This is a genomic window from Campylobacter sp. CNRCH_2015_1657, from assembly GCF_025772685.1.
Classification (GTDB): domain Bacteria; phylum Campylobacterota; class Campylobacteria; order Campylobacterales; family Campylobacteraceae; genus Campylobacter_D; species Campylobacter_D lari_D.
Map to the genome: position 1 here is coordinate 1 of NZ_JAKMSO010000012.1, position 24,094 is coordinate 24,094.

The 24,094-nt window shown below is 31.5% G+C and carries 24 protein-coding genes and 5 tRNA genes; 27 read left to right on the forward strand and 2 right to left on the reverse strand.

Annotated features, from left to right (window positions below; genetic code table 11):
• The coding region (gene yaaA / locus L8X27_RS07300; protein ID WP_263671788.1) for a YaaA family protein at nucleotides 1-552 on the reverse strand (552 nt) is incomplete at its 3' end.
• A 92-nt stretch (nucleotides 553-644) separates the two neighbouring features.
• On the opposite strand from yaaA, the gene L8X27_RS07305 reads away from it, so the two are divergent.
• The 15 genes from L8X27_RS07305 (at nucleotide 645) to rpoC (ending at nucleotide 14,436) form a co-directional block, all read left to right on the forward strand.
• Nucleotides 645-720, forward strand: a tRNA-Thr gene (locus L8X27_RS07305).
• A 46-nt stretch (nucleotides 721-766) separates the two neighbouring features.
• Nucleotides 767-852 (forward strand) — tRNA-Tyr (locus tag L8X27_RS07310).
• 7 nt (nucleotides 853-859) lie between these two features.
• A tRNA-Gly gene (locus L8X27_RS07315) sits at nucleotides 860-936 on the forward strand.
• 104 nt (nucleotides 937-1,040) lie between these two features.
• A tRNA-Thr gene (locus tag L8X27_RS07320) sits at nucleotides 1,041-1,115 on the forward strand.
• A gap of 65 nt (nucleotides 1,116-1,180) precedes the next feature.
• Nucleotides 1,181-2,380 carry an elongation factor Tu gene (gene tuf, locus L8X27_RS07325; protein ID WP_039617742.1) on the forward strand — a complete coding sequence of 400 codons (1,200 nt, stop codon included), beginning with the start codon at nucleotides 1,181-1,183 and terminating at the stop codon, nucleotides 2,378-2,380.
• A 39-nt stretch (nucleotides 2,381-2,419) separates the two neighbouring features.
• Nucleotides 2,420-2,578, forward strand: coding sequence for a 50S ribosomal protein L33 (rpmG, locus tag L8X27_RS07330; protein WP_039617743.1), 159 nt, complete (start codon nucleotides 2,420-2,422; stop codon nucleotides 2,576-2,578).
• Nucleotides 2,579-2,599: 21 nt separating this feature from the next.
• Nucleotides 2,600-2,675: transfer RNA gene (locus tag L8X27_RS07335), tRNA-Trp, on the forward strand.
• A 16-nt stretch (nucleotides 2,676-2,691) separates the two neighbouring features.
• On the forward strand, nucleotides 2,692-2,874 hold the full coding sequence (gene secE, locus L8X27_RS07340; protein ID WP_039617745.1) for a preprotein translocase subunit SecE: 183 nt from the start codon (nucleotides 2,692-2,694) through the stop codon (nucleotides 2,872-2,874).
• A 1-nt stretch (nucleotide 2,875) separates the two neighbouring features.
• Nucleotides 2,876-3,409, forward strand: a complete 534-nt coding sequence (nusG, locus tag L8X27_RS07345; RefSeq protein WP_087684660.1) for a transcription termination/antitermination protein NusG — start codon at nucleotides 2,876-2,878, stop codon at nucleotides 3,407-3,409.
• A 27-nt stretch (nucleotides 3,410-3,436) separates the two neighbouring features.
• Entirely contained in the window at nucleotides 3,437-3,862 is a 426-nt protein-coding gene (gene rplK / locus L8X27_RS07350) for a 50S ribosomal protein L11 (RefSeq protein ID WP_012661181.1), read from the forward strand.
• A 64-nt stretch (nucleotides 3,863-3,926) separates the two neighbouring features.
• A complete protein-coding gene (gene rplA, locus L8X27_RS07355; protein ID WP_039617747.1) occupies nucleotides 3,927-4,628 on the forward strand; it encodes a 50S ribosomal protein L1 in 702 nt (233 codons plus the stop codon).
• Between the two features lie 155 nt (nucleotides 4,629-4,783).
• Nucleotides 4,784-5,263 (forward strand): 50S ribosomal protein L10, encoded by a 480-nt coding sequence (gene rplJ, locus L8X27_RS07360; protein ID WP_133319935.1) that lies wholly within the window; start codon nucleotides 4,784-4,786, stop codon nucleotides 5,261-5,263.
• Between the two features lie 20 nt (nucleotides 5,264-5,283).
• Nucleotides 5,284-5,661 (forward strand): 50S ribosomal protein L7/L12, encoded by a 378-nt coding sequence (rplL, locus tag L8X27_RS07365; protein WP_012661184.1) that lies wholly within the window; start codon nucleotides 5,284-5,286, stop codon nucleotides 5,659-5,661.
• Between the two features lie 95 nt (nucleotides 5,662-5,756).
• Nucleotides 5,757-9,890, forward strand: a complete 4,134-nt coding sequence (gene rpoB, locus L8X27_RS07370; RefSeq protein WP_263671786.1) for a DNA-directed RNA polymerase subunit beta — start codon at nucleotides 5,757-5,759, stop codon at nucleotides 9,888-9,890.
• Nucleotides 9,883-14,436, forward strand: coding sequence for a DNA-directed RNA polymerase subunit beta' (gene rpoC / locus L8X27_RS07375; RefSeq protein ID WP_263670383.1), 4,554 nt, complete (start codon nucleotides 9,883-9,885; stop codon nucleotides 14,434-14,436). The genes rpoB and rpoC overlap by 8 nt, the downstream gene beginning before the upstream one ends.
• Before the next feature lie 20 nt (nucleotides 14,437-14,456).
• Here rpoC and L8X27_RS07380 read toward each other — a convergent pair whose 3' ends face one another.
• A complete protein-coding gene (locus L8X27_RS07380) occupies nucleotides 14,457-15,227 on the reverse strand; it encodes an IclR family transcriptional regulator (RefSeq protein WP_263671784.1) in 771 nt (256 codons plus the stop codon).
• Between the two features lie 237 nt (nucleotides 15,228-15,464).
• Between L8X27_RS07380 and L8X27_RS07385 the strand changes: the two genes are divergently transcribed.
• The 12 genes from L8X27_RS07385 (at nucleotide 15,465) to rpsG (ending at nucleotide 24,094) form a co-directional block, all read left to right on the forward strand.
• Nucleotides 15,465-16,373: a dihydrodipicolinate synthase family protein gene (locus L8X27_RS07385; protein ID WP_263671782.1), complete on the forward strand. Its 909-nt coding sequence runs from the start codon at nucleotides 15,465-15,467 to the stop codon at nucleotides 16,371-16,373.
• Nucleotides 16,370-16,633, forward strand: coding sequence for a UxaA family hydrolase (locus L8X27_RS07390; RefSeq protein ID WP_133319930.1), 264 nt, complete (start codon nucleotides 16,370-16,372; stop codon nucleotides 16,631-16,633). Before L8X27_RS07385 ends, L8X27_RS07390 begins: the two co-directional genes overlap by 4 nt.
• 2 nt (nucleotides 16,634-16,635) lie before the next feature.
• Entirely contained in the window at nucleotides 16,636-17,802 is a 1,167-nt protein-coding gene (locus L8X27_RS07395) for a UxaA family hydrolase (protein WP_263681167.1), read from the forward strand.
• A gap of 21 nt (nucleotides 17,803-17,823) precedes the next feature.
• Nucleotides 17,824-18,615 (forward strand): SDR family oxidoreductase, encoded by a 792-nt coding sequence (locus L8X27_RS07400; RefSeq protein ID WP_133319928.1) that lies wholly within the window; start codon nucleotides 17,824-17,826, stop codon nucleotides 18,613-18,615.
• Nucleotides 18,616-18,630: 15 nt separating this feature from the next.
• Nucleotides 18,631-19,875 (forward strand): L-fucose:H+ symporter permease, encoded by a 1,245-nt coding sequence (gene fucP, locus L8X27_RS07405; RefSeq protein ID WP_263666848.1) that lies wholly within the window; start codon nucleotides 18,631-18,633, stop codon nucleotides 19,873-19,875.
• Between the two features lie 2 nt (nucleotides 19,876-19,877).
• Nucleotides 19,878-20,672, forward strand: coding sequence for an amidohydrolase family protein (locus L8X27_RS07410; RefSeq protein WP_263660792.1), 795 nt, complete (start codon nucleotides 19,878-19,880; stop codon nucleotides 20,670-20,672).
• Nucleotides 20,648-20,965 (forward strand): L-rhamnose mutarotase, encoded by a 318-nt coding sequence (locus tag L8X27_RS07415; protein WP_133319925.1) that lies wholly within the window; start codon nucleotides 20,648-20,650, stop codon nucleotides 20,963-20,965. Before L8X27_RS07410 ends, L8X27_RS07415 begins: the two co-directional genes overlap by 25 nt.
• A gap of 13 nt (nucleotides 20,966-20,978) precedes the next feature.
• Entirely contained in the window at nucleotides 20,979-22,418 is a 1,440-nt protein-coding gene (gene aldA, locus L8X27_RS07420; protein WP_263660793.1) for an aldehyde dehydrogenase, read from the forward strand.
• Nucleotides 22,419-22,482: 64 nt separating this feature from the next.
• On the forward strand, nucleotides 22,483-23,022 hold the full coding sequence (locus tag L8X27_RS07425) for a CatA-like O-acetyltransferase (RefSeq protein ID WP_263681168.1): 540 nt from the start codon (nucleotides 22,483-22,485) through the stop codon (nucleotides 23,020-23,022).
• Nucleotides 22,973-23,101, forward strand: coding sequence for a CatA-like O-acetyltransferase (locus L8X27_RS08085; RefSeq protein ID WP_412175416.1), 129 nt, complete (start codon nucleotides 22,973-22,975; stop codon nucleotides 23,099-23,101). The genes L8X27_RS07425 and L8X27_RS08085 overlap by 50 nt, the downstream gene beginning before the upstream one ends.
• 71 nt (nucleotides 23,102-23,172) lie before the next feature.
• Nucleotides 23,173-23,556 (forward strand): 30S ribosomal protein S12, encoded by a 384-nt coding sequence (gene rpsL / locus L8X27_RS07430; protein ID WP_012661187.1) that lies wholly within the window; start codon nucleotides 23,173-23,175, stop codon nucleotides 23,554-23,556.
• Between the two features lie 67 nt (nucleotides 23,557-23,623).
• On the forward strand, nucleotides 23,624-24,094 hold the full coding sequence (gene rpsG, locus L8X27_RS07435) for a 30S ribosomal protein S7 (RefSeq protein WP_012661188.1): 471 nt from the start codon (nucleotides 23,624-23,626) through the stop codon (nucleotides 24,092-24,094).

The following is a 24,094-nucleotide window of genomic DNA, read 5'->3' on the forward strand; positions in this document are numbered from 1 at the left end:
GGTAAAAGTTAAAAAAGGCTTTTTAATAGTATAAAATTTTTCATAAAATTTAGCTCTAAGATCAATGACTAATTCATTTTCTAAAAATTTATCGAGTTCATCAGAGAAACTATCTTTGTAATATTTTTCTATATTAAATTCTTTAATTTTCTCTCCTTGTTTTAATTTGTAATAAGGTATTAAATTTTTTGCTAAAATAGGACCAAAAAGATTAGAAAATATCAAAACATTCTCATCTATGTATTTTCTTGAATTCTCGCTTAAATTTTCATAGTCTAAATGATCAAAAGCAACTCCATTATATCTTTGAATAGCTTTGTTTGTTTCTTTTGTTAAAATATCATGAGTTAATTCTTCTATTTCACTTGCATCTTTTATACCAAAAAATTTTTCAAGTTCAACTTCATTGCATTGTTTTATATGATTTTTATATTTTGTAAGTACTTCAAGTCTTTTACTATATAAATTACTAAAAACAAAAGAGTTTTTATTTATATAACCTTGCGTATTTATTTTATTTTTGCTTTCGCTAGGTGAAAATAAAATTTTCATAATCAATCCTTTATTTTTTTAAAAATTATATAAAATTATTTAAAACACTTGACATTAATTCAAAATTACATTATAATTCAACTTTATTTTTTGCTGGTTTAGCTCAGTTGGTAGAGCAGCTGCCTTGTAAGCAGCAGGTCGGGGGTTCAAGTCCCTTAACCAGCTCCATTGTTGATAGCAGTGTTTGACCAGAAATAAAAAGCATTTTTATCATGGTGAGTTACTCAAGTGGCCAACGAGGGCAGACTGTAAATCTGCTGGCTTTCGCCTTCCGTGGTTCGAATCCACGACTCACCACCATTGCTTTGCGGGAGTAGCTCAGTTGGCTAGAGCATCAGCCTTCCAAGCTGAGGGTCGCGGGTTCGAGTCCCGTTTCCCGCTCCAACCTAATTTTGGTAGAGTGAAACTGGGAGCTGTTTTTAAATTAAGAATTTCTAGCAGTTTCAATTTCCAAAATTTTATAATTTATGTTTTTAATTTTTCTGAGCGCTCGTATGGCTCAGAGGTAGAGCACTCCCTTGGTAAGGGAGAGGTCGCGGGTTCAAGTCCCGCTATGAGCTCCATTGATTTCAAAAGATTATAAAACATAAATTAGTATTTGTTTGTAAATTTTATATGGAGGAAAAAGATGGCTAAAGAAAAATTTTCACGTAATAAGCCTCACGTAAATATTGGTACTATTGGTCACGTTGACCACGGTAAAACTACTTTAACAGCTGCTATCTCTGCTGTTCTTTCAAGAAGAGGTTTGGCTGAGCTTAAAGATTATGATAATATCGACAATGCTCCTGAAGAAAAAGAGCGTGGTATTACTATTGCAACTTCTCATATTGAGTATGAAACAGAAAATCGTCACTATGCACACGTAGACTGCCCAGGTCACGCTGACTATGTTAAAAATATGATTACTGGTGCTGCTCAAATGGACGGTGCTATTCTTGTTGTTTCTGCTGCAGATGGTCCAATGCCACAAACTAGAGAGCACATCTTACTTTCTCGCCAAGTAGGTGTACCATATATCGTTGTTTTCATGAATAAAGCTGATATGGTTGATGATGCTGAATTATTAGAATTAGTTGAAATGGAAATTAGAGAACTATTAAGTTCTTATGACTTCCCAGGAGATGATACTCCAATTATTTCAGGTTCTGCTTTACAAGCTCTTGAAGAAGCAAAAGCTGGACAAGATGGAGAATGGTCTAAAAAAATCCTAGATCTTATGGCAGCAGTTGATGAGTATATTCCAACTCCAGCTCGTGATACAGATAAAGATTTCTTAATGCCAATCGAAGATGTATTCTCAATTTCAGGTCGTGGTACAGTTGTTACTGGTAGAATTGAAAAAGGTGTTGTTAAAGTTGGTGATACTATTGAAATCGTTGGTATTAGAGAAACACAAAGCACTACAGTAACTGGTGTTGAAATGTTTAGAAAAGAAATGGATCAAGGTGAAGCAGGTGATAATGTAGGTGTTCTTCTACGTGGTACTAAAAAAGAAGATGTTCTTCGTGGTATGGTTCTTGCTAAGCCAAAATCAATTACTCCACATACTGACTTTGAAGCAGAAGTTTATATTTTAAATAAAGATGAAGGTGGTCGTCATACTCCATTCTTTAATAACTATAGACCACAGTTCTATGTAAGAACAACGGATGTTACTGGTTCTATCCAACTTGCAGAAGGCGTTGAAATGGTTATGCCAGGTGAAAATGTTAGAATTACTGTAAGTCTTATTGCACCAGTTGCACTTGAAGAAGGTACTCGTTTTGCTATCCGTGAAGGTGGCCGTACTGTTGGTTCAGGTGTTGTATCTAAAATTATTAAATAATCATAAGCGAGATTTTATCTCGCTTCTTAAGGAATAAAAATGAGAATTAAAGTTGGCTTGAAATGTGAAGAGTGCGGTGATATTAATTACAGTACTTTTAAAAATAGTAAAAATACAACTGAAAAATTAGAATTAAAAAAATATTGCCCAAGATTAAAAAAACATACAGTTCATAAAGAAGTTAAATTAAAAAGTTAAGGCTTTTATATAAAAGCCCTTAGGGCAATAGCTCCAACGGTAGAGCGCCGGATTCCAAATCCGATGGTTGGGGGTTCGAATCCCTCTTGCCCTGCCACAAAATAAGGTTAAATATGGAAAAACTAATAACTTATTTTAAATTGTCAAAAGCTGAATTATCAAAAGTTATTTGGCCTTTGAAAGAGCAAGTTAGAAATGCTTATATTACTGTTTTTGTAGTTGTTACTGTTGTTTCATTATTTTTAGCATTGGTTGACTTGATTATGTCATTTTCATTATCTAAGATTATAGGATAAAATAATGAATCATAAATGGTATGCAATTCAAACTTATGCAGGTAGTGAAATGGCTGTAAAAAGAGCCATAGAAAATTTAGTTAGAGATCATGGAATTCAAGAACAATTGCTAGAGGTAATTGTTCCAACTGAAGATGTGATTGAATTTAAAAATGGTAAAGAAAAAATAAGCGAAAGAAGTTTGTATTCAGGCTATGTATTTGCCAATATTGACTTATCAACAGAACTTTGGCATAAAATTCAATCTTTGCCAAAAGTTGGTCGTTTTATAGGGGAAAGTAAAAAACCAACCCCATTGAGTGAAAAAGATATCAATCTTATTTTAGAAAAGGTGAAAAATAAAGCAGCACCTAAACCTAAAATTTCATTTGATAAAGAAGAAAGTGTAAGAATAACCGAAGGTCCTTTTGCAAACTTTGTTGGTATTGTAGAAGAATATGATATGGTTAGAGGAGTTTTAAAGCTAAATGTTTCAATATTTGGCAGATCAACTCCAGTAGAGATCTTATACTCTCAAGTTGAAAAAATAGTTTGATAATATAGCAAGTAAAGGAGTAAGGTTATGGCTAAAAAAGTCGTAGGAGAAATAAAATTACAAATAGCTGCTACTAAGGCTAATCCATCACCTCCAGTTGGTCCTGCTTTGGGTCAACAAGGTGTTAATATTATGGAATTTTGTAAGGCATTTAATGAAAGAACAAAAGATATGGCTGGCTTTAATATTCCAGTTGTTATTACTGTTTATGCGGATAAAAGCTTTACGTTTATCACAAAACAACCACCAGCTACTGATTTAATCAAAAAAGCTGCAGGTATTTCTAAAGGTGCGGATAATCCTTTAAAAAATAAAGTAGGTAAATTAACCAAAGCACAAGTTTTAGAAATTGTTGATAAAAAAATAGCTGATATGAACACAAAAGATAGAGAGCAAGCTGCTAAGATTATTATGGGTTCTGCTCGTTCTATGGGTGTTGAAATCGTAGATTAATACTCTTTACCGCCAAGAGTTTAAAAAGGCGGTAGCACTTTATATAAAATGCGGAGAAAAATTAATGTCAAAAAATACTAAAAGATTTACAGAATTATTAAAAAAAATAGATTCAAATAAAAATTACTTAATGGATGAAGCAATAAGCACAGTTAAAACTCTTGCATCTGCTAAATTTGATGAAACAGTTGAAATTGCTTTAAAATTAAATGTTGATCCAAGACATGCAGATCAGATGGTAAGAGGTAGTGTAGTTTTACCTTGTGGTACAGGTAAAAAAGTGCGTGTTGCTGTTATAGCAAAAGATGCAAAAGCTGATGAGGCAAAAAATGCAGGTGCTGATATAGTTGGTAGTGATGATTTAGTAGAAGAAATTCAAAAAGGAAATATGAATTTTGATGTTTTAATTGCTACTCCAAATTTGATGGGTTTAGTTGGTAAAGTAGGTCGTATTTTAGGACCTAAAGGTTTAATGCCAAATCCTAAGACAGGTACTGTGACAATGGATGTTGCACAAGCTGTGAATAATGCTAAAAATGGTCAAGTTAACTTCCGTGTTGATAAGCAAGGAAATATCCATGCAGGTTTAGGTAAAGTTAGCTTTACTCAAGAACAATTAAAAGAAAATATGACAGCATTTGTAAAAGCTATTAATAAACACAAGCCAGCTGCTGCAAAAGGAAGATATATTAAAAATGCTAGTCTTTCTTTAACTATGAGTCCTTCTCTTTCTCTTGATACTCAAGAATTACTTGATACAAAATAAAATTAATGAGAGTTTTACTCTCATTAATAAAAATTAGATAAGATAATAACTTTTATTTTATCTAATTTTTATCTTAGATTGGAGATAGCCGAGGTCCTAGGACTTAATTAGATTTTTCTGCTCTGCTTGAAATCACCGGTCGGAAAGGAGTAAAGATGACTAAAAGCCAAAAAGTTGAACTTGTTTCTAAACTTGAAGAAGGTTTTAAAGTTAGTGAGGCTGTTGTAGTTTGTAACTATAAGGGTTTAAATACTAAAAAACTTGAAGAGTTAAGAAATAATGCGAGAGAAATGGATGTTAAAGTTCAAATTATTAAAAATACTTTAGCAAGTATTGCTCTTAAAAATGCCGGCAAAGATGGAATGGAACTTAAAGATACTAATATTTATCTTTGGGGTGAAGACCAATTAAATGTTTCAAAAGTTGCTGATAAATTTAGCGAAGCTAATCAAGCATTTGAGATCAAAACTGCATTTATCGAAGGCGAAGTTGCTTCTGTAGATAAAGTTAAAGCTTTAGCTAAAATGCCTTCTCGCAATGAATTACTTGCTATGCTTTTGCAAGTTTGGAATGCACCAATCACCAATTTTACAATTGGATTAAATGCATTAAAAGAAAAAAAAGAAGCTGAATAAAATTATAAAAAGGATAAAAAATGGCAATTACTAAAGAAGATGTATTAGAATTTATTTCTAACCTAAGTGTTCTTGAACTTTCAGAATTAGTAAAAGAATTTGAAGAAAAATTTGGTGTTTCTGCTGCTCCAGTTATGGTTGCGGGTGCTGCTGTTGCGGGTGCTGCTGGCGGTGCTGCTGAAGAAAAAACTGAATTTGATATTGTATTACAAGATGGTGGCGATAAAAAAATTAATGTAATTAAAGTTGTTCGTGCTTTAACTGGTCTTGGATTAAAAGAAGCAAAAGATGCAGTTGAACAAACTCCATCAGTTCTTAAAGAAGGTGTTAGTAAAGCTGAAGCTGAAGAAGCTAAAAAACAACTTGAAGAAGCTGGCGCTAAGGTTGAACTTAAATAATTTTTTATTTTTAAAAGAAAGGATTTTATATCCTTTCTTGTTTTCCTTTAATAAGGATTCTTTCTTTCAATACTTTTACCATGGGGTATAATAATATGTTAAATTCACAATCAGGAAATCGTTTAAGAATAGACTTCTCGAATGTTCCACAACAAATAGACATTCCAAATTTATTACAATTACAAAAAAAGAGTTTTGATTATTTTTTAAATTTAGATGCAAAAAATTCAGAAAGTGGAATTGAAAAAGTTTTCAAATCTATCTTTCCAATCCATGATCCACAAAATAGATTAAGTTTAGAATATGTAAGTAGTGAAGTAGGTAAACCTAAATACACTATTAGAGAGTGCATGGAAAGAGGTTTAACTTATTCTGTAAATTTGAAAATGAAAATCCGTTTAACTTTACATGAAAAAGATGAAAAAACGGGTGAAAAAATCGGTATAAAAGATATCAAAGAACAAGAAATTTATATTAGAGAAATTCCTTTAATGACAGATAGAATTTCTTTTATAATTAATGGGGTTGAAAGAGTTGTTGTAAATCAACTTCATAGAAGTCCAGGTGTTATTTTTAAAGAAGAAGAAAGTTCTACTGTTGCAAATAAGTTAGTATATACAGCTCAAATTATACCAGATCGTGGTTCTTGGCTTTATTTTGAGTATGATGCAAAAGATGTGCTTTATGTGCGTATTAATAAAAGAAGGAAAGTGCCTATTACTATTTTATTTAGAGCACTTGGTTATAAAAAGCAAGATATTATAAAATTATTTTACCCTATACAAACTATTCATGTTAAAAAAGATAAATTTTTAACTGAATTTAATCCAAATGACTTTTTAGATAGAGTCGAATATGACTTAAAAGATGAAAAAGGCAATGTTGTACATCAAGCCGGTAAAAGAATGACAAAGAAAAAAGCTGAGCAACTTATAAAAGACGGTGTTAAATGGGTTGAATATCCAATTGAAATTTTAACAAATAGATATTTAGCTAACCCTATTATTAATAAAGAAACCGGTGAGGTTTTATTTGATTCTTTAACGCTATTAGATGAGGGAAAATTAGCTAAAATTAAAGAAGAAAAACAATTTGATATTGCAAATGACTTAGCAAATGGAGTTGATGCTGCTATTATTAATTCTTTCATTCAAGATAATGAGACTTTAAAATTATTAAAACAAACTGAAAATATAGAAGATGAAAATGATTTAGCAGCTATTAGAATTTATAAAGTAATGAGACCAGGCGAGCCTGTAGTAAAAGATGCTGCAAAAGCTTTTGTAAATGATTTATTTTTTAATCCTGAAAGATATGATCTAACAAAAGTTGGTCGTATGAAAATGAATCATAAACTAGGATTAGATACACCTGAATATGTTACAGTTTTAACAAATGAAGATATAGTAAAAACTGCAAAATATTTAATTAAAGTAAAAAATGGTAGAGGCCATATTGATGATAGAGATCATTTAGGTAATCGTCGTATTAGATCGATTGGAGAGCTTTTAGCTAATGAACTTCATGTGGGTCTTGCTAAAATGCAAAAATCAATCAGAGATAAATTTACCGCATTAAATGCAGATATTGATAAAGTAATGCCTTATGACTTGATCAATCCTAAAACAATTACTGTGACAATTATGGAATTTTTTACCGGTGGTCAATTATCTCAATTTATGGATCAAACAAATCCATTAAGCGAGGTAACTCACAAGCGTCGTTTATCTGCGCTTGGCGAGGGTGGTTTAGTAAAAGAAAGAGCGGGTTTTGAAGTGCGTGATGTCCATGCAACGCATTATGGAAGAATTTGTCCTGTTGAAACTCCAGAAGGTCAAAATATCGGTTTGATTAATACGCTTTCAACTTATGCTAAAGTAAATGATCTAGGTTTTGTTGAAGCACCTTATAAGAAAGTAGAAAATGGAAAAGTAAGCAATGAAATTGTTTATTTAACCGCTACTCAAGAAGAAGGTTTAGTGATCGCAGCTGCTTCAACTAAAATTGATGAAAAAGGTAATATTGTTGAAGAATTTGTTGAAGCAAGACAAGATGGTGAAACAATCTTAGCAAGAAGAGAAGAAGTGCATTTGATTGACCTTTGTTCAGGTATGATAGTAGGGGTTGCAGCTTCTTTGATTCCATTTTTGGAGCATGATGATGCAAACAGAGCCTTGATGGGTTCAAACATGCAGCGTCAAGCAGTGCCTTTACTAACCGCACAAGCACCTATAGTAGGTACTGGTATGGAAAAAATCATTGCGCGTGATGCTTGGGAAGCTATTAAAGCTAAAAGAGCAGGTATTGTAGAAAAAGTTGATAATAAAAATATTTTTATTTTGGGCGAAGATGAAAATGGACCATTTATTGATCATTATAAAATGGAAAAAAATCTAAGAACTAACCAAAATACAACTTTTATTCAACACCCGATTGTGAAAAAAGGCGAATTTATTCAAGCAGGTCAAATCATTGCAGATGGTCCAAGTATGGATCAAGGTGAACTTGCTATTGGTAAAAATGCTTTAATCGCATTTATGCCATGGCATGGGTATAACTATGAAGATGCTATTGTAATTAGTGAGAAAATTTTACGTGAAGATACTTTCACTAGTGTTCATATTTATGAAAAAGAAGTAGAGGCTAGAGAACTTAAAGACGGCGTAGAAGAAATTACAAAAGATATTCCAAATGTAAAAGAAGAGGATTTAGCACATCTTGATGAGAGTGGTATTGCTAAAATAGGAACCCATATTAAGCCTGGCATGATTTTAGTGGGTAAAGTTTCTCCTAAAGGTGAAGTAAAACCTACACCTGAAGAAAGATTATTAAGAGCTATTTTTGGTGAAAAAGCAGGACATGTTGTAAATAAATCTTTATATGCAACTGCTTCATTGGAAGGTGTTGTTGTAGATGTAAAAATATTTACTAAAAAAGGTTATGAAAAAGATGCACGCGCTATAAAAGCTTATGATGATGAAAAATTAAACCTTGAAAAAGAACATCACGATAGACTTTTGATGATGGACAGAGAAGAAACTTTAAGAGTTTGTTCTTTACTTTCTAAGTCGCCTTTAAATTCAGATGAAGAAATAAATGGTGTTAAATATAAAAAAGGTTCCAAAGTAGAAATTACAGAATTAGAAAAAATCAATCGTTTTGCATTAAATTCTTTAGTTAAGGCTTATTCTAAAGAAGTGCAAAAAGAATACGATGATTTAAAAAACCATTTCCAAAATGAGAAGAAAAAGCTTAAAACAGAACATGATGAAAAATTAGAAATTTTAGAAAAAGATGATATTTTACCAAGTGGAGTAGTAAAACTTGTTAAAGTATATATTGCGACTAAGAGAAAATTAAAAGTTGGGGATAAAATGGCAGGACGCCATGGAAATAAAGGTATTGTTTCTAATATCGTTCCAGAAGTTGATATGCCATATTTACCTGATGGAAGACCTATTGATATAGCTTTAAATCCTCTAGGGGTTCCAAGCCGTATGAATATAGGGCAAATTCTTGAAAGTCACTTAGGAATTGTTGGTATGAGACTAGGTGATCAAATTCAAGAAATTTTTGATAGAAAACAAAAAGATTTTGTAAAAGAATTACGCGAAAAAATTCTTGAAATTTGTAGTGTATCTAGACTTGAGCTAGAAAAGAAATTTGTACAAACTTTAAATGATGAGCAACTTATTTCTTATGCTAGAGATTGGGCTAAAGGGGTAAAATTTGCTACTCCTGTATTTGAAGGTGTAACGGTTGAAGAATTTGGTAAGCTTTTTGAAATGGCTAAAATAGCTATGGATGGAAAAAGCGAACTTTATGATGGAAGAACTGGTGAAAAAATGGCAGAGCGTGTGCATGTTGGATGTATGTATATGCTTAAATTACACCATTTAGTAGATGAAAAAGTTCACGCAAGAAGCACTGGACCTTATAGCTTAGTAACACAACAACCAGTTGGTGGTAAAGCATTATTTGGTGGGCAAAGATTTGGTGAGATGGAAGTTTGGGCTCTTGAAGCTTATGGAGCAGCTCATACTTTAAGAGAAATGCTTACTATTAAATCTGATGATGTTGAGGGTAGATTTAGTGCTTATAAAGCTTTAACAAAAGGCGAGAATGTTCCAGCAACAGGTATTCCAGAGACATTCTTTGTACTTACAAATGAATTAAAATCTCTTGCTTTAGATGTTGAGATTTTTGATAAGGATGAGAATAATGAGTAAATTTAAACCTATCGAAATAAAAGAAGATGGCAGACCTAGAGACTTTGAAGCTTTTCAATTAAGACTTGCAAGTCCTGAAAAAATCAAATCATGGTCTTATGGGGAAGTAAAAAAACCAGAAACGATTAATTATAGAACTTTAAAGCCTGAAAGAGATGGGCTTTTTTGTGCTAAAATTTTTGGACCAGTAAGAGATTATGAATGTCTTTGTGGTAAGTATAAAAAAATGCGTTTTAAGGGCATTAAGTGTGAAAAATGTGGTGTTGAAGTTACTAGTTCTAAAGTGCGTCGTTCAAGAATGGGGCATATTGAGCTAGTTACCCCAGTAGCACATATATGGTATGTGAACTCTTTACCAAGTCGTATAGGTACTTTACTCGGCGTAAAGATGAAAGACTTAGAACGCGTATTATATTATGAAGCATATATAGTAGAAAATCCAGGTGATGCGTACTATGATAATGAAAATACTAAAAAAGTTGAATTTTGTGATGTGTTAAATGAAGAGCAGTATTTAAATTTAATGCAACGCTATGAAAGTAGTGGATTTAAAGCTAGAATGGGTGGTGAAGTTGTTAGAGATTTACTAGCAAATTTAGATCTTGTCGAGCTTTTAAATAAATTAAAAGAAGATATTGCAGCAACTAATTCAGAAGCAAAGAAAAAAACTATCATCAAACGCTTAAAAGTGGTAGAAAATTTCTTAAATAGTAATTTAAATAGCAATACAAATATTGATGAAGTAGTACCAAATCGTCCTGAGTGGATGATGATCACAAATTTGCCTGTATTACCACCTGATTTAAGACCTTTGGTAGCTTTAGATGGTGGAAAATTTGCAGTTTCTGATGTGAATGATTTATATAGAAGGGTTATCAATAGAAATACGCGTTTAAAAAGACTTATGGAGCTTGATGCACCTGAAATTATCATTAGAAACGAAAAAAGAATGCTACAAGAAGCAGTTGATGCTTTGTTTGATAATGGCAGAAGAGCAAATGCAGTTAAAGGTGCAAATAAGCGCCCATTGAAATCTTTAAGTGAAATTATCAAAGGTAAACAAGGTCGTTTTAGACAAAATCTACTTGGTAAAAGGGTGGATTTCTCAGGTCGTAGTGTTATTGTTGTTGGACCAAAACTTAGAATGGATCAATGCGGTTTACCTAAAAAAATGGCTTTAGAATTATTTAAACCACATTTGTTAGCTAAGCTTGAAGAAAAAGGTTATGCAACTACCGTAAAACAAGCTAAAAAAATGATAGAAAACAAAACTAATGAGGTTTGGGAGTGCTTAGAAGAGGTTGTTAAAGGTCATCCTGTAATGCTTAACCGTGCTCCAACCTTGCATAAGCTTTCCATCCAAGCTTTCCATCCTGTGCTTGTAGAGGGTAAAGCGATTCAACTTCATCCATTAGTGTGTGCGGCATTTAATGCTGACTTTGACGGGGACCAAATGGCTGTGCATGTGCCTTTATCTCAAGAGGCAATAGCTGAGTGTAAAGTATTAATGCTCTCATCTATGAATATCTTGCTTCCAGCAAGTGGTCGTTCTGTAACTGTGCCTTCTCAAGATATGGTTTTGGGGATTTATTATCTGTCTTTAGAAAAAGATGGTGCTAAAGGTGAGCATAAAATTTGCACAGGTATTGAAGAGGTTATGATTGCTCTAGAAGCAAAATCTTTAGATATTCATGCAAGCATTAGAAGTGTGGTTGATGGAAGAAAAATCACAACAACCGCGGGTAGATTGATTATTAAGTCTATCTTACCTGATTTTGTTCCTGAAAATATGTGGAATAAAGTCATGAAGAAAAAAGATATTGCAGCTTTGGTTGATTATGTTTATAAAGAGGGTGGCCTTGAAGTAAGTGCTAGCTTTTTAGATAAACTAAAAGATCTTGGTTTTGAATATGCAACAAAAGCAGGTATTTCTATTTCAATTGCTGATATTATTGTGCCTGATCAAAAGCAAAAAAGCATAGAAGAAGCTAAAAAACAAGTAAGAGAAATTCAAAATTCATATAATTTAGGTTTGATTACTTCGGGTGAAAGATATAATAAAATTATCGATATTTGGAAAAGCACTAATAATATCTTGTCAAAAGACATGATGGAGTTAATTAAAAAAGATAAAGAAGGATTTAACTCTATTTATATGATGGCAGATTCTGGTGCTAGAGGTTCAGCAGCTCAAATTTCACAGCTTGCTGCGATGAGAGGTCTTATGGCAAAACCTGATGGCTCAATCATTGAAACACCGATTATTTCAAATTTCCGTGAAGGACTTAATGTTCTTGAATATTTTATTTCAACTCATGGTGCTAGAAAAGGTCTCGCAGATACAGCATTAAAAACAGCAAATGCAGGTTATTTAACAAGAAAGCTTATCGATGTGGCACAAAATGTAAAAGTTACAATGGATGATTGTGGTGCACATGAGGGTGTTGAAATTAATGAAATCACAGCAGATGGTGTTGTGATTGAAACCTTAGAGGAAAGAATTTTAGGAAGAGTTTTAGCTGAAAATATTATTGATTCTATTACTAATGAAATTTTATTTTCAGAAGGTACTTTAATAGATGAAGAAAAAGCTAGAGTAATTGTTGAAAGTGGTGTAAAGAGTGTAAGTATTAGAACTCCTATTACTTGTAAAGCTAAAAAAGGAGTTTGTTCTAAATGCTATGGTATTAACCTAGGTGAGGGCAAATTAGTTAAGCCAGGTGAAGCTGTAGGTATTATATCTGCTCAATCAATCGGTGAACCAGGAACTCAGCTTACACTAAGAACTTTCCATAGTGGTGGTACTGCTAGTACAGATTTGCAAGATCGTCAAGTAGTAGCACACAAAGAAGGTTTTGTAAGATTTTATAATCTTAACACTTATGAAGATAGACAAGGTAAAACTATCGTTGCAAATCATCGCAATGCTGCTATTTTACTTGTTGAGCCAAAAATCAAAGCTCCATTTAAAGGAACTATCCATATTGAACATGCGTATGAAGATGTGGTGGTTAGTGTTAAAGCAAAAAACAATGAAGCTAAATTTATATTAAGAAAATATGATTTAGCAAAAGCTAATGAGCTTGCTGGTGTAAGTGGTAATATCGAAGGTAAGTTATATATTCCATATAGTGATGGTGTTGAAGTAGCTGAAAATGAAAGTATTGTTGAAGTAATCAAAGAAGGTTGGAATATACCAAATCGTATTCCTTATGCAAGTGAATTGCTAGTAAAAGATGGTGATCCTATCACTCAAGATATTATAGCAGGTGCAAAAGGCACATTAAAATTTTACATGCTCAAAGGCGATGGTTTAGATAGGATTAAAAATCTTAAAAAAGGTGATATAGTTAAAGAAAAAGGTGTTTTTGTTGTTATTGCTGATGAAAATGATAGAGAAGCAAAAAGACATTATATACCAAGAGAATCCGTGATTGAATTTGATGATAGTGCTTTTGTGGATAATCCTAAAGCTATCATAGCAAAATCAAGCAAAGAAGACAAAACTATCATTGCTGAATGGGATGCATATAATAACACCGTAATTGCAGAGGTTGCAGGTACTATAAATTTTGAAGATATTGAATCAGGCTATAGTGCTGATGAACAAATTGATGAAGCAACAGGTAAAAGATCGCTTGTTATTAATGAGTATTTACCAAGTGGAGTGCGTCCAGCGTTGTTAATCATAGGTGAAAATGACAAAGTAGTGCGTTATCAATTAGAGCCAAAAACTGTTATTTATGTAAATGATGGTGATAAGGTGAAGCAAGCTGATATTTTAGCTAAAACACCAAAGGCAGCAGCTAAATCAAAAGATATTACCGGGGGTCTTCCAAGAGTATCTGAATTATTTGAAGCAAGAAAGCCGAAAAACACTGCCGTTGTAGCTGAAATTGACGGAGTTGTTAGATTTGATAAGCCTTTAAGATCAAAAGAAAGAATCATTATTCAAGCAGAAGATGGAAGTAGTGCAGAGTATTTGATAGATAAATCAAAACGTATTCAAGTAAGAGATGGTGAGTTTATCCATGCGGGTGAAAAATTAACCGATGGAGTTATTTCAAGCCATGATGTACTTAGAATTTTAGGTGAAAAAGCATTACATTATTATCTTATTTCTGAAATTCAGCAAGTTTATCGCGGTCAAGGTGTTGTGATTTCTGATAAGCATATTGAAATCATCGTATCACAAATGCTAAGACAAGTTAAAATTGTAGATAGTGGTCATACTAACTTCATCGTGGGTGATTTAGTTTCAAGAAGAAAATTCAGAGAAGAAAATGAAAGAATTTTAAGATATGGTGGTGAGCCTGCTGTGGCTGAACCTGTGTTACTTGGGGTAACAAGAGCGGCTATTGGAAGTGATAGCGTGATTTCAGCTGCTTCTTTCCAAGAAACAACGAAAGTTTTAACAGAAGCAAGTATTGCAGGTAAATTTGATTATCTTGAAGATCTAAAAGAAAATGTAATTTTAGGTCGTATGATTCCTGTTGGAACGGGATTATATCAAGAACAAAAACTTAAATTAAAAGAAAAAGAATAAAAATCCCTAATTAGGGATTTTTATTGATATATATTTTCTAATTCCGGGAAATATAATTTTAAATCTTGTTCTATTTTGTATTTTTCTTCTAGTAAAATTTTTTGATTTTTTTCTTTAAAATTTGCATTTGAGTAAAATATATGATATGAAATACTAATTGCAGCTATAATTTTTTCATCGTATTCAATTCCTATGGCCATGCACTCAATTTCTGGGTTCATTTCTCCACTTTCTAATGCTATTTTATTTTCTTTGATAGAAGATAATTCTTCGTAAAGCTCTTTTAGATTATTTAATGTATTTGGTGTTATTTTCTCAAAAGGATTTGGATAAATTTTTTCAAGCTCTTTATAGGTTTTCTTTTCTAGTAATGCTTTTCCTAAAGATGTAGCGTAAGCTGGATATGAAGCACCGACAAAAGACTTGATTTGTATTTGATTATCCGAATCAAGTTTTTCTAAATAAAATACATTTCCTTCTTTTAATATTCCCATTTGGCATGTTTGTCCTGTTAAGTTTCTGATGTTTTTCATATGTTTTTTAATTAATTCTAATGCGCTATTTTTTATTGAAATACAACGGCTAATTTCTAAAATTTTATAATCTAATGTGTAAAATTTATTTTTATCACATTTAATGTAATTTTTAGCTTGTAAAGTTTGAAGTATAGGAGAAAGTGTCCCTGGAGGGATATTTAAATCTTTTGCAATAGAGCTTAGTGTATTTTTTTGACTATTATTGCCCAATAATTCTAAAATTTTTAAAACTCTTAATGTTGGTTGATGTGTCATTTTACTCCTTTTTCAATAGATAAATTCTATCATATTTTTTACTTTTAGTAACATTTTTAATAATATAAAAAATATTTTCTATTAGTAGTTTTTGCTTTAGATGATTGATTATAACTACTTTTATAAGACTTTTGTATTGTTTTTTTATCATTTTGATGTTTTTAAAAATTTCTATTTTTAGCTATATTTTTTGTATATAAAAATATTTTTGTATATACAAAAAATGAAAGGAAAAATATGGGAATATTAAAGGGAACTTTACCAGCCTTATTAACTCCATATGATATGAGTGGAAATATTAATGAAAACGAATTTATTAAATACTGCGAATTTGGTATCTCAAAAGGTTTAAATGGATTATTTTGTAATGGTAGTGCAGGAGATTCTCAAGCTTTAGGTATAGAAGAGCAAATCAAAATAATGAAACTTACAAAAGAAGCTGCAAAAAATAATCTCCCTGCTATTACAGGTATTGCATCAACAGTTTATCAAAATACTTTTACTTTGGCACAAAAAGCATATGAATTAGGGCTTGATGCTTTATTACTTGCTATGCCTTATTATTATAAATTAAGTGAAGATGCACTTTTTGAATATATTAAAGATTTATCTTCTAAAGTGAAGCTTCCTTTGTATATTTATAACATCCCTCTTTTTGCACCAGCACTAAGTTTGAAATTTATAGAAAGAGTTTCAAAGCTTGATAATGTTGTGGGTATAAAAGATAGCAGTGGAGATGCTTTACTTTTAAATCATATATTAGATGTAGTGCCTGGTGATTTTGATGTTTTTGTAGGAAGAGAAGAATTTTATGCAGGAGCACTACTGATAGGGGCAAAGGGTTCTATGACTAGTATAGGTGGTGTTTTTCCAGAACTTATGAGTGAAATTTATAAATCAATCAATGAAAAAAATATAGATAGAGCTTTGCTGATTCAAAAAAGTTTATTAAAAGCTATAAGATTTGGTATGAGCATGGCTTTTCCTATGGGATTTGCTTTGCTTTTAAAAGCCAGAGGATTTGAATTTGCAAATACAAGCATCCATCCTTTATCACATGCTACAAAAGAAGAATTAAATACTCGTTTTAATGAAGCTAAAGAACTTGTTAAAACTATAGAAAAAGAAACGGGTATAAAATTATGAAAGCCTATATTATAGTCAATGAAAAAGATAATGTCGCTACTGCTTTGCGTGATTTTAAAAAAGGTGAAATCGTGGAAAATATAGAACTTTTAGATGATATTGCGAGTGGACATAAATTTGCACTAAAAGATATAAAAAAAGATGAAGTTGTCATCAAATATGCAGAGGCTATAGCTAGTGCAAGTTGTGATATTAATAAAGGTGAATGGGTGCATATTCACAATAGTGCAGGTATTAGAGGTCGTGGGGATAAGGAATAAATATGAAAAAGATAATGGGTTATAGAAGAGAAGATGGAAAATTTGGCTTGAGAAATAAAGTCATTATTATACCAAGCGTGCATTGTGCTAATAAGGTGTGTGAAAATATAGCCAGAAAATGCAATGGGGCAGTATATATCAATCATCAACATGGCTGTTCTCAACTCGAATTTGATGCTTTGCAAACTAGAGATGTTTTAATAGGCCATGGGAGTAATGCTAATGTTTTTGGTGTTTTAATTGTAGGACTTGGTTGTGAGGTAATACAAGCGAAAATAGTAGCTGAAAAAATAAAAGAAGCGACACCTTATAAGATGGTTGAATATTTAGTAATACAAGAGTGCGGTGGTAGTAAAAATACCATAGAAAAGGGTGTTAAAATAGTAAATCAAATGCTTGAAAATGCTGCAAAATTGGAAAAAACAGATGGGGATTTTAGTGATTTGATTTTAGGCACAGAATGTGGTGGTAGCGATAGTTATAGCGGTCTTAGTGCCAATCCTGCTTTAGGAAGTTTAAGTGATTTTGTAATTGATGAAGGTGGCGCAGTAATTTTAGCAGAAACTACAGAGCTTATAGGGTGTGAAGCTATACTTGCTAAGAGAGCAAAAAATGATGAAGTAGCTAAAAAGGTATATGATAAGATTTTAGGCTATGAGAATTTAGTTAAATCTTTTCATGCTGATATACGCGGAGCAAATCCTAGTCCGGGAAATATTGCAGGTGGGCTTAGCACTATAGAAGAAAAGTCTTTAGGTTGTGTTTATAAAGCAGGTACTAGAACTTTAATGGATGTGATTGATTATGCTAAACCTGTAATTTCCAAAGGACTTACTTTTATGAATACGCCAGGTAATGATATAGAACAACTTAGCGCTATGGTGGCAGGTGGAGCAAATATTTGTGTTTTTACTACAGGTCGCGGTACTCCTACAGGTTCAGCTATTGTGCCTACTATTAAAATGAGTTCTAATACTTTTTGTTATGAAAATATGAATGATGCTATTGATATTAATGCAGGAAATATTATAGATGGGATTAAGACAAAAGAAGAAGTGCGTGATGAGCTTATAGATTTGATCATAAGAATTTCAAATGGAGAATTGGTAAAGGCAGAGTTAAATGAACAAAATGATTTTTCAGTTTGGAGACTTGCTACAACTTGCTAAATTAATAAAAAAGGATATATTATGGATTTAAAAATTAAAAACAAAATTTGTATCATCACAGGTGGTGCTAAAGGGATTGGTTATGGTATTGCTAAATTATGGGCTTTAGAAGGTGGGATTCCAATTATTTTTTCAAGAAGTGAAATTTCTAAAGAAAAAGATGATGAGCTAAAAGACATTTGTGGAAATTATGGATTTTATCAAATAGATTTAAAAAATACAGAACAAATTTCAACACTTGTTAAAAGTGTTGTTAATATATATGGTGGAATTTATGCTTTGGTTAATAATGCTGGAGCAAATGATAATTTACATATAGAAGATGCTACAACTGAAGAATTAATTAAATCTTATGAAAATAATCTTTTTCATTATTATACTATGACTAAAGAATGCTTACCATATATTAAAAAGCAACAAGGAAGTATATTAAATATCACAAGTAAAACCGGCTTAACAGGACAAGGTAGAACTTCAGCTTATGCTTCAGCAAAAGCTGCTCAAATAGGTTTTACAAGAGAATGGGCTTGCGCTTTTGCAAAAGATAATATTAGAGTTAATGCTATAGCACCGGCTGAAGTTATGACTCCTCTTTATGAAAAATGGTTGTCAAATTTTCCAAATCCAAAAGCTCAATATGAAAAAATAGCAAAATGCATACCATTAGGTCATCGTTTTACAACTATAGAAGAAATAGCAAACACAGCAGTTTTTACACTAAGCCCTCTTGCTTCACACACAACAGGACAAATTTTAACTCCTGATGGTGGATATATCCATTTAGATAGAGCTCTAAATTGGGATGAAATTTAATAATAAGGAGGATATATGTTAAATAACTCTAAAAATATAAAAATAGCAATTATTTTAGTAACTTCTCTTTTCTTTTTATGGGGAGTTAGTTATGGGCTGATTGATGTGATGAATAAGAATTTTCAAAATCATTTACATATCACTCAACATGAAAGTGGATTTTTGCAACTCGCTTATTTTGGTGCTTATTTTATCATAGCATTACCTGCTGGATATATAGCAAATAAATACTCTTATAAAATTGGTATTATTTTTGGGTTAATCTTGTATGCAATAGGTTGTTTATTGATTATTCCAGCTACAAATTTAGCTAATTTTTACTTATTTTTATTTGCTTTTTTTATTTTAGCTTGCGGTATTGGTTCTTTGGAAACTAGTGCTAATCCTTATATGGTAAAACTTGGTGATGAGAAAAATGCTAGTTTTAGAATTAATGCTGCTCAAAGTTTTAATGGTTTGGGTCAATTTTTAGGACCTATTATAGGTGGAGCTTTGTTTTTATCTATTACAAAACAAGAAGAAGGTGCAAGTAAAGAACAAATAGAAGCTGCGTTACTTGCTAATATGGGTAATGTCCAGCTAGTGTATGTTGGTATTGCAGCAATTGTTATTTTGATCTTGATTGCTTTTGCATTGAATAAAATTCCAGAAGGATCGGCAGTAAGTAGTGATTATGAACAAAAAGATACCTCAAAACCTATTGGAGTTTTTAAGCGTAAACATTTTAATTTTGGATTGCTAGCACAATTTTTGTATATAGCAAATCAAGTTAGTGCAGGAGCTTTTTTTATAAATTACCTTAGTGAGCATAATGAAAATCTAAAAGATGAACAAGGGGCTTATTATTTTTCGATAGCTTTAATTGCTTTTATGTTAGGTCGTATTCTTTCTACGCCTTTGATGAAGAAAATTAAAGGTGAGACTATTTTAGGATGGTATTCTTTTATTAATGTGATTTTATGTGTATGCTTGTATTTTGCTAGCGGATTTATTAGTATAGTTATTTTAATTGCATTATTTTTCTTTATGTCCATTTCTTTTCCTACTATTTTTGCAGTTGCAACAAAAAATCTTCCTTTTAATCAAGTGAAATTAGGTGGTTCTTTACTTGTTATGAGTATAGTTGGTGGTGCTATTATGCCTATTATCATGGGTTTAATTAATGATTATTTTGGAACAAGCATGGGGTATTTGGCTATGGCCCCACTATTTTTATATGTATCATGGTATGGTTTTTTTGGTTCTAAAATAAAGGCTTAAAAATGCAAAAAATTTTTGATTCTCATTTGCATCTTTGGGATTTAAGTAAAATGCCTATTTCGTGGATAAAAGGCAATAATAGATTGGAACAAAATTATGATTTTTTAAGGGCAAAAAATGAGTATAAAGAATTTGATTTTTTAGGTGCGATGTATGTTGAAACAAATAGTGATGATTTGGAAAAAGAAGCTTTATTTGCATTAAAGCAAAAACAAGAACATGGTATTTTTATTTGTTTAGCTGATTTAAAGTACAAAGAACACTTATGTGCTTTTAGAGAGGTAATGCATACTAGTAAAAAGGGTGCTAAGAGACTATTTGAAGCAGATTTTAAAGAAAAATTAGAACTTCTAAATGTTTTTAATATACCTTTTGAAGCTTGCATGAAAAATGAAGAACTTTGGATATTGGAAAAGTTTTTATTTGATAATCCTAATTTAAAAGTAGTTTTAAATCATATGGGCAGTCCTAAAATTAACTATTTTGATGAATATAAAAAAATATTACATAAATTAAAAGATTTCCCAAATTTATGGATAAAAATTTCCGTACCAGATGATTTTACGATAAAAATTCATAGAGATTTTATATCTCAATGTTTTTCATTTTTAAAGAATGTTTTTAGTGAAGATAAATTTATATTTGGTAGTAATTATCCTGTGGCAAAAATAGCTCCAGCTAAATGGGCTAAATTTATCATAGAAGGAAATATTTTTAAAGATTTGGACAAGATATTTTATAAAAATGCTTTATCAATTTATAAGGAGGATAGGTGCAAAGATATGGTCAAATTATAAAAATTAAAAAGGAAAAAATACAAGAGTATAAAGATCTTCATGCAAAGCCTTATAAAGGTGTTTGTGAGATGATTAAAGAATGTAATATACAAAATTATTCTATTTATTTATTTGGAGAATATTTGTTTGCATATTTTGAATATACAGGTGTTGATTTTGATGCAGATATGGCTAAGATGGCAAAAGATAAAAATACACAACAATGGTGGAAAGTTACAGATCCCTGCCAAATATCTTTAGCTCATGCAGGACAAAAGTGGCTAAATATGGAAGAAGTATTTCATTTAGATTAAAAAAGGAGAAAAAATGACAACTTATTTAAATTATATTGATGGCGAATTTATCCCACACAATGGCGAATTTATAGAAGTTTTAAATCCCGCTACCAAAGAAGTAATATCAAGAGTAGCAAGTGCTTCTTTAGAAGATACACAAAGAGCAATTGAAGCAGCTAAAAAGGCACAAAAAAATTGGGAAGCTAAACCAGCGATTGAAAGAGCAAATCATTTAAGAGAAATAGCTAGTTTAATACGCAAAAATGCTAATTTTTTAACAGAAATTTTAATGCAAGAGCAAGGAAAAACTAGAGCTTTAGCTAGTGTAGAGATTAATTTTACGGCAGATTATATGGATTATACCGCTGAATGGGCTAGAAGGTATGAAGGCGAAATTATACAAAGTGATAGAGCTAATGAGCATATATATTTATATAAAAGTGCCATTGGTGTAATTGGTGGAATTTTACCTTGGAATTTTCCATTTTTTCTAATCGCAAGAAAGATGGCGCCTGCTTTACTAACAGGCAACACCATTGTTATAAAACCAAGCAGTGAAACTCCAAATAATGCTTTTGAATTTGCAAAGCTTGTCTCGCAAAGTTCTTTACCAAAAGGTGTATTTAATTTAGTTGCAGGTAAGGGTAGTGTGGTAGGACATGAATTATCAAGTAATGAAAACATAGGTATGGTAAGTCTTACAGGGAGTGTTGAAGCAGGAACTAGAGTGATGGAAGCTGCAGCTAAAAATATCATTAAGGTTTCTCTAGAACTTGGCGGAAAGGCACCGGCTATAGTGTGTAAAGATGCAGATATTGATTTAGCGGTAGAAGCGATTAAGGCAAGTAGAATTTGCAATAACGGACAAGTTTGCAATTGTGCCGAAAGAGCTTATGTGCATACAAGTGTTTATGATGAATTTGTAGATAAATTTGTAAAAGCCATGAGTAAAGTAAGTGTTGGAAACACTTTGAAAGGCGATTTTGATATGGGTCCGCTTGTCAATCAAGCAGGGGTTGATAATGCTTTAGCAATGCTTGAGAGAGCTACGAATAAAGGAGCAGTTGTAGAATGCGGTGGAAAAATCACCGATACAAGCGGATATTATTTTCCTGCAAGCGTTCTTACAAATGTTAAGCATGAAGATGAGATCATGCAAAAAGAAATTTTTGCTCCGATTTTACCAATTACTAAATTTGATACACTTGATGAGGCAATTGATATGGCAAATGATTGTGAATATGGACTGACAAGTTCTATTTATACGCAAAATTTAGATATAGCAATGAGAGCTAGTAGAGAAATAAAATTTGGTGAAACTTATATTAACCGTGAAAATTTTGAAGCAATGCAAGGATTTCATGCAGGTTTTAGAAAAAGTGGCATAGGTGGAGCTGATGGAAAACATGGTCTTGAAGAGTATTTAGCTACCCATGTGGTTTATTTACAATACAATACCAACAAACAATGATTTCAATCCTATCTATTTTTTTAGATAGGATTTGCTGTAATCTTTAAATTTAAAGGATAATAATTTGAAGATTATAGATTTAAAAACTTACTCAAGAAAAGAGCATTTTGAATTTTATACTAAATTTCCCTGCTCTTTTGAATTAAATGTTAAATTAGATATTAGTAAATTTTACTCTTTTGTTAAAAATCAAAAATATTCTTTTTATGGTAGTTTTATCTATTTTTTAAGTAAAAATGTTAATTTAATACCTGAATTTAAATTATACTTAGAGGATGATAAATTAATTTGTTTTGATATTATCCATCCAAGTTATACCGCTTTTTGCGAAAAATCAAAGACTTTTTGTGTTTTATGGACTGAATTTAATGAAGATTTTCAAAACTTTTTACATAATTTCGAGCAAGATAAACAACTCATTAAAGAAAACACTATGTTTGTAAAAGAGAATATTAAAAATTCTTTTAATATTTCAGCAATCCCTTGGATAAATTTTGAGAATTTCTCTTTACATTTACCTAAAAAAGAAAATTATTTTTTTCCTATTCTTACAAGTGGGAAAATTATCAAGGAAAAAACAATGTTTTATTCCACTAAGTATTAATGTAAATCACGCAAGCGCCGATGCTTATCATGTGAGTTTGTTTTTAGAAAATTTGCAAAAAGATTTAAATTGTTTTTAGTTTATATTTTTGTAAGTAAAATTTAGATATTATCCAAAGTTTATTACATTTTTTTAAAGAAAGGAATTATTGTGCCTACCATAAATCAATTGGTTAGAAAAGAGCGCAAAAAAGTTTTAGAGAAATCTAAATCTCCAGCGCTTAAAAATTGTCCACAAAGAAGGGGAGTTTGCACTAGGGTTTATACAACAACCCCTAAAAAACCAAACTCAGCGTTAAGAAAAGTTGCCAAAGTAAGACTTACAAGTGGCTTTGAAGTTATTAGTTATATCGGTGGTGAAGGTCACAACCTACAAGAACACAGCATTGTTTTAGTACGCGGCGGTAGGGTAAAAGACTTACCAGGTGTTAAGTATCACATTGTTCGCGGTGCCTTAGATACTGCAGGTGTTGCAAAAAGAACCGTTTCTCGTTCTAAATATGGTGCGAAACGCCCTAAAGCAGCAGCTAAGTAATAAAATTGCAGACAAATCCGTTAGATTTGATTTTGTTTGAGTAAAATTATAAATTTGAAGGAAAATTATGAGAAGAAGAAAAGCTCCGGTAAGAGAAGTCTTGCCAGATCCGATTTATGGAAACAAAGTAATCACAAAATTCATTAATTCTTTAATGTATGATGGTAAAAAAAGCACAGCTACGACTATTATGTATGGTGCTTTAGAAGCTATCGATAAAAAAGGTGGAGAAAAAAAAGGTATAGAAATTTTTAATGATGCTATTGAAAATATTAAGCCTTTATTAGAAGTTAAATCTCGTCGTGTTGGTGGTGCTACTTATCAAGTGCCAGTAGAAGTACGCCCAGCTAGACAACAAGCTTTAGCTATAAGATGGATTATTTCTTTTGCTAGAAAAAGAAGCGAAAGAACTATGATAGAAAAATTAGCAGCAGAATTATTAGATGCAGCTAATAGCAAAGGTGCTTCATTCAAGAAGAAAGAAGATACTTATAAAATGGCAGAAGCTAATAAAGCATTTGCTCATTATCGCTGGTAA

Excerpts from the sequence above, each read along its gene's own strand:
- rpmG (WP_039617743.1), top strand. The coding sequence starts at position 2,420 with ATGAGAATTAAAGTTGGCTTGAAATGTGAAGAGTGCGGTGATATTAAT.
- L8X27_RS07390 (WP_133319930.1), top strand. The coding sequence starts at position 16,370 with ATGAAAGCCTATATTATAGTCAATGAAAAAGATAATGTCGCTACTGCT.
- rplA (WP_039617747.1), top strand. The coding sequence starts at position 3,927 with ATGTCAAAAAATACTAAAAGATTTACAGAATTATTAAAAAAAATAGAT.
- L8X27_RS07380 (WP_263671784.1), bottom strand. The coding sequence starts at position 15,227 with ATGACACATCAACCAACATTAAGAGTTTTAAAAATTTTAGAATTATTG.
- L8X27_RS07410 (WP_263660792.1), top strand. The coding sequence starts at position 19,878 with ATGCAAAAAATTTTTGATTCTCATTTGCATCTTTGGGATTTAAGTAAA.
- rpsG (WP_012661188.1), top strand. The coding sequence starts at position 23,624 with ATGAGAAGAAGAAAAGCTCCGGTAAGAGAAGTCTTGCCAGATCCGATT.
- secE (WP_039617745.1), top strand. The coding sequence starts at position 2,692 with ATGGAAAAACTAATAACTTATTTTAAATTGTCAAAAGCTGAATTATCA.
- L8X27_RS07395 (WP_263681167.1), top strand. The coding sequence starts at position 16,636 with ATGAAAAAGATAATGGGTTATAGAAGAGAAGATGGAAAATTTGGCTTG.
- aldA (WP_263660793.1), top strand. The coding sequence starts at position 20,979 with ATGACAACTTATTTAAATTATATTGATGGCGAATTTATCCCACACAAT.
- rplK (WP_012661181.1), top strand. The coding sequence starts at position 3,437 with ATGGCTAAAAAAGTCGTAGGAGAAATAAAATTACAAATAGCTGCTACT.
- tuf (WP_039617742.1), top strand. The coding sequence starts at position 1,181 with ATGGCTAAAGAAAAATTTTCACGTAATAAGCCTCACGTAAATATTGGT.
- rplL (WP_012661184.1), top strand. The coding sequence starts at position 5,284 with ATGGCAATTACTAAAGAAGATGTATTAGAATTTATTTCTAACCTAAGT.
- rpoB (WP_263671786.1), top strand. The coding sequence starts at position 5,757 with ATGTTAAATTCACAATCAGGAAATCGTTTAAGAATAGACTTCTCGAAT.
- L8X27_RS07385 (WP_263671782.1), top strand. The coding sequence starts at position 15,465 with ATGGGAATATTAAAGGGAACTTTACCAGCCTTATTAACTCCATATGAT.
- rpoC (WP_263670383.1), top strand. The coding sequence starts at position 9,883 with ATGAGTAAATTTAAACCTATCGAAATAAAAGAAGATGGCAGACCTAGA.
- rplJ (WP_133319935.1), top strand. The coding sequence starts at position 4,784 with ATGACTAAAAGCCAAAAAGTTGAACTTGTTTCTAAACTTGAAGAAGGT.
- fucP (WP_263666848.1), top strand. The coding sequence starts at position 18,631 with ATGTTAAATAACTCTAAAAATATAAAAATAGCAATTATTTTAGTAACT.
- L8X27_RS07400 (WP_133319928.1), top strand. The coding sequence starts at position 17,824 with ATGGATTTAAAAATTAAAAACAAAATTTGTATCATCACAGGTGGTGCT.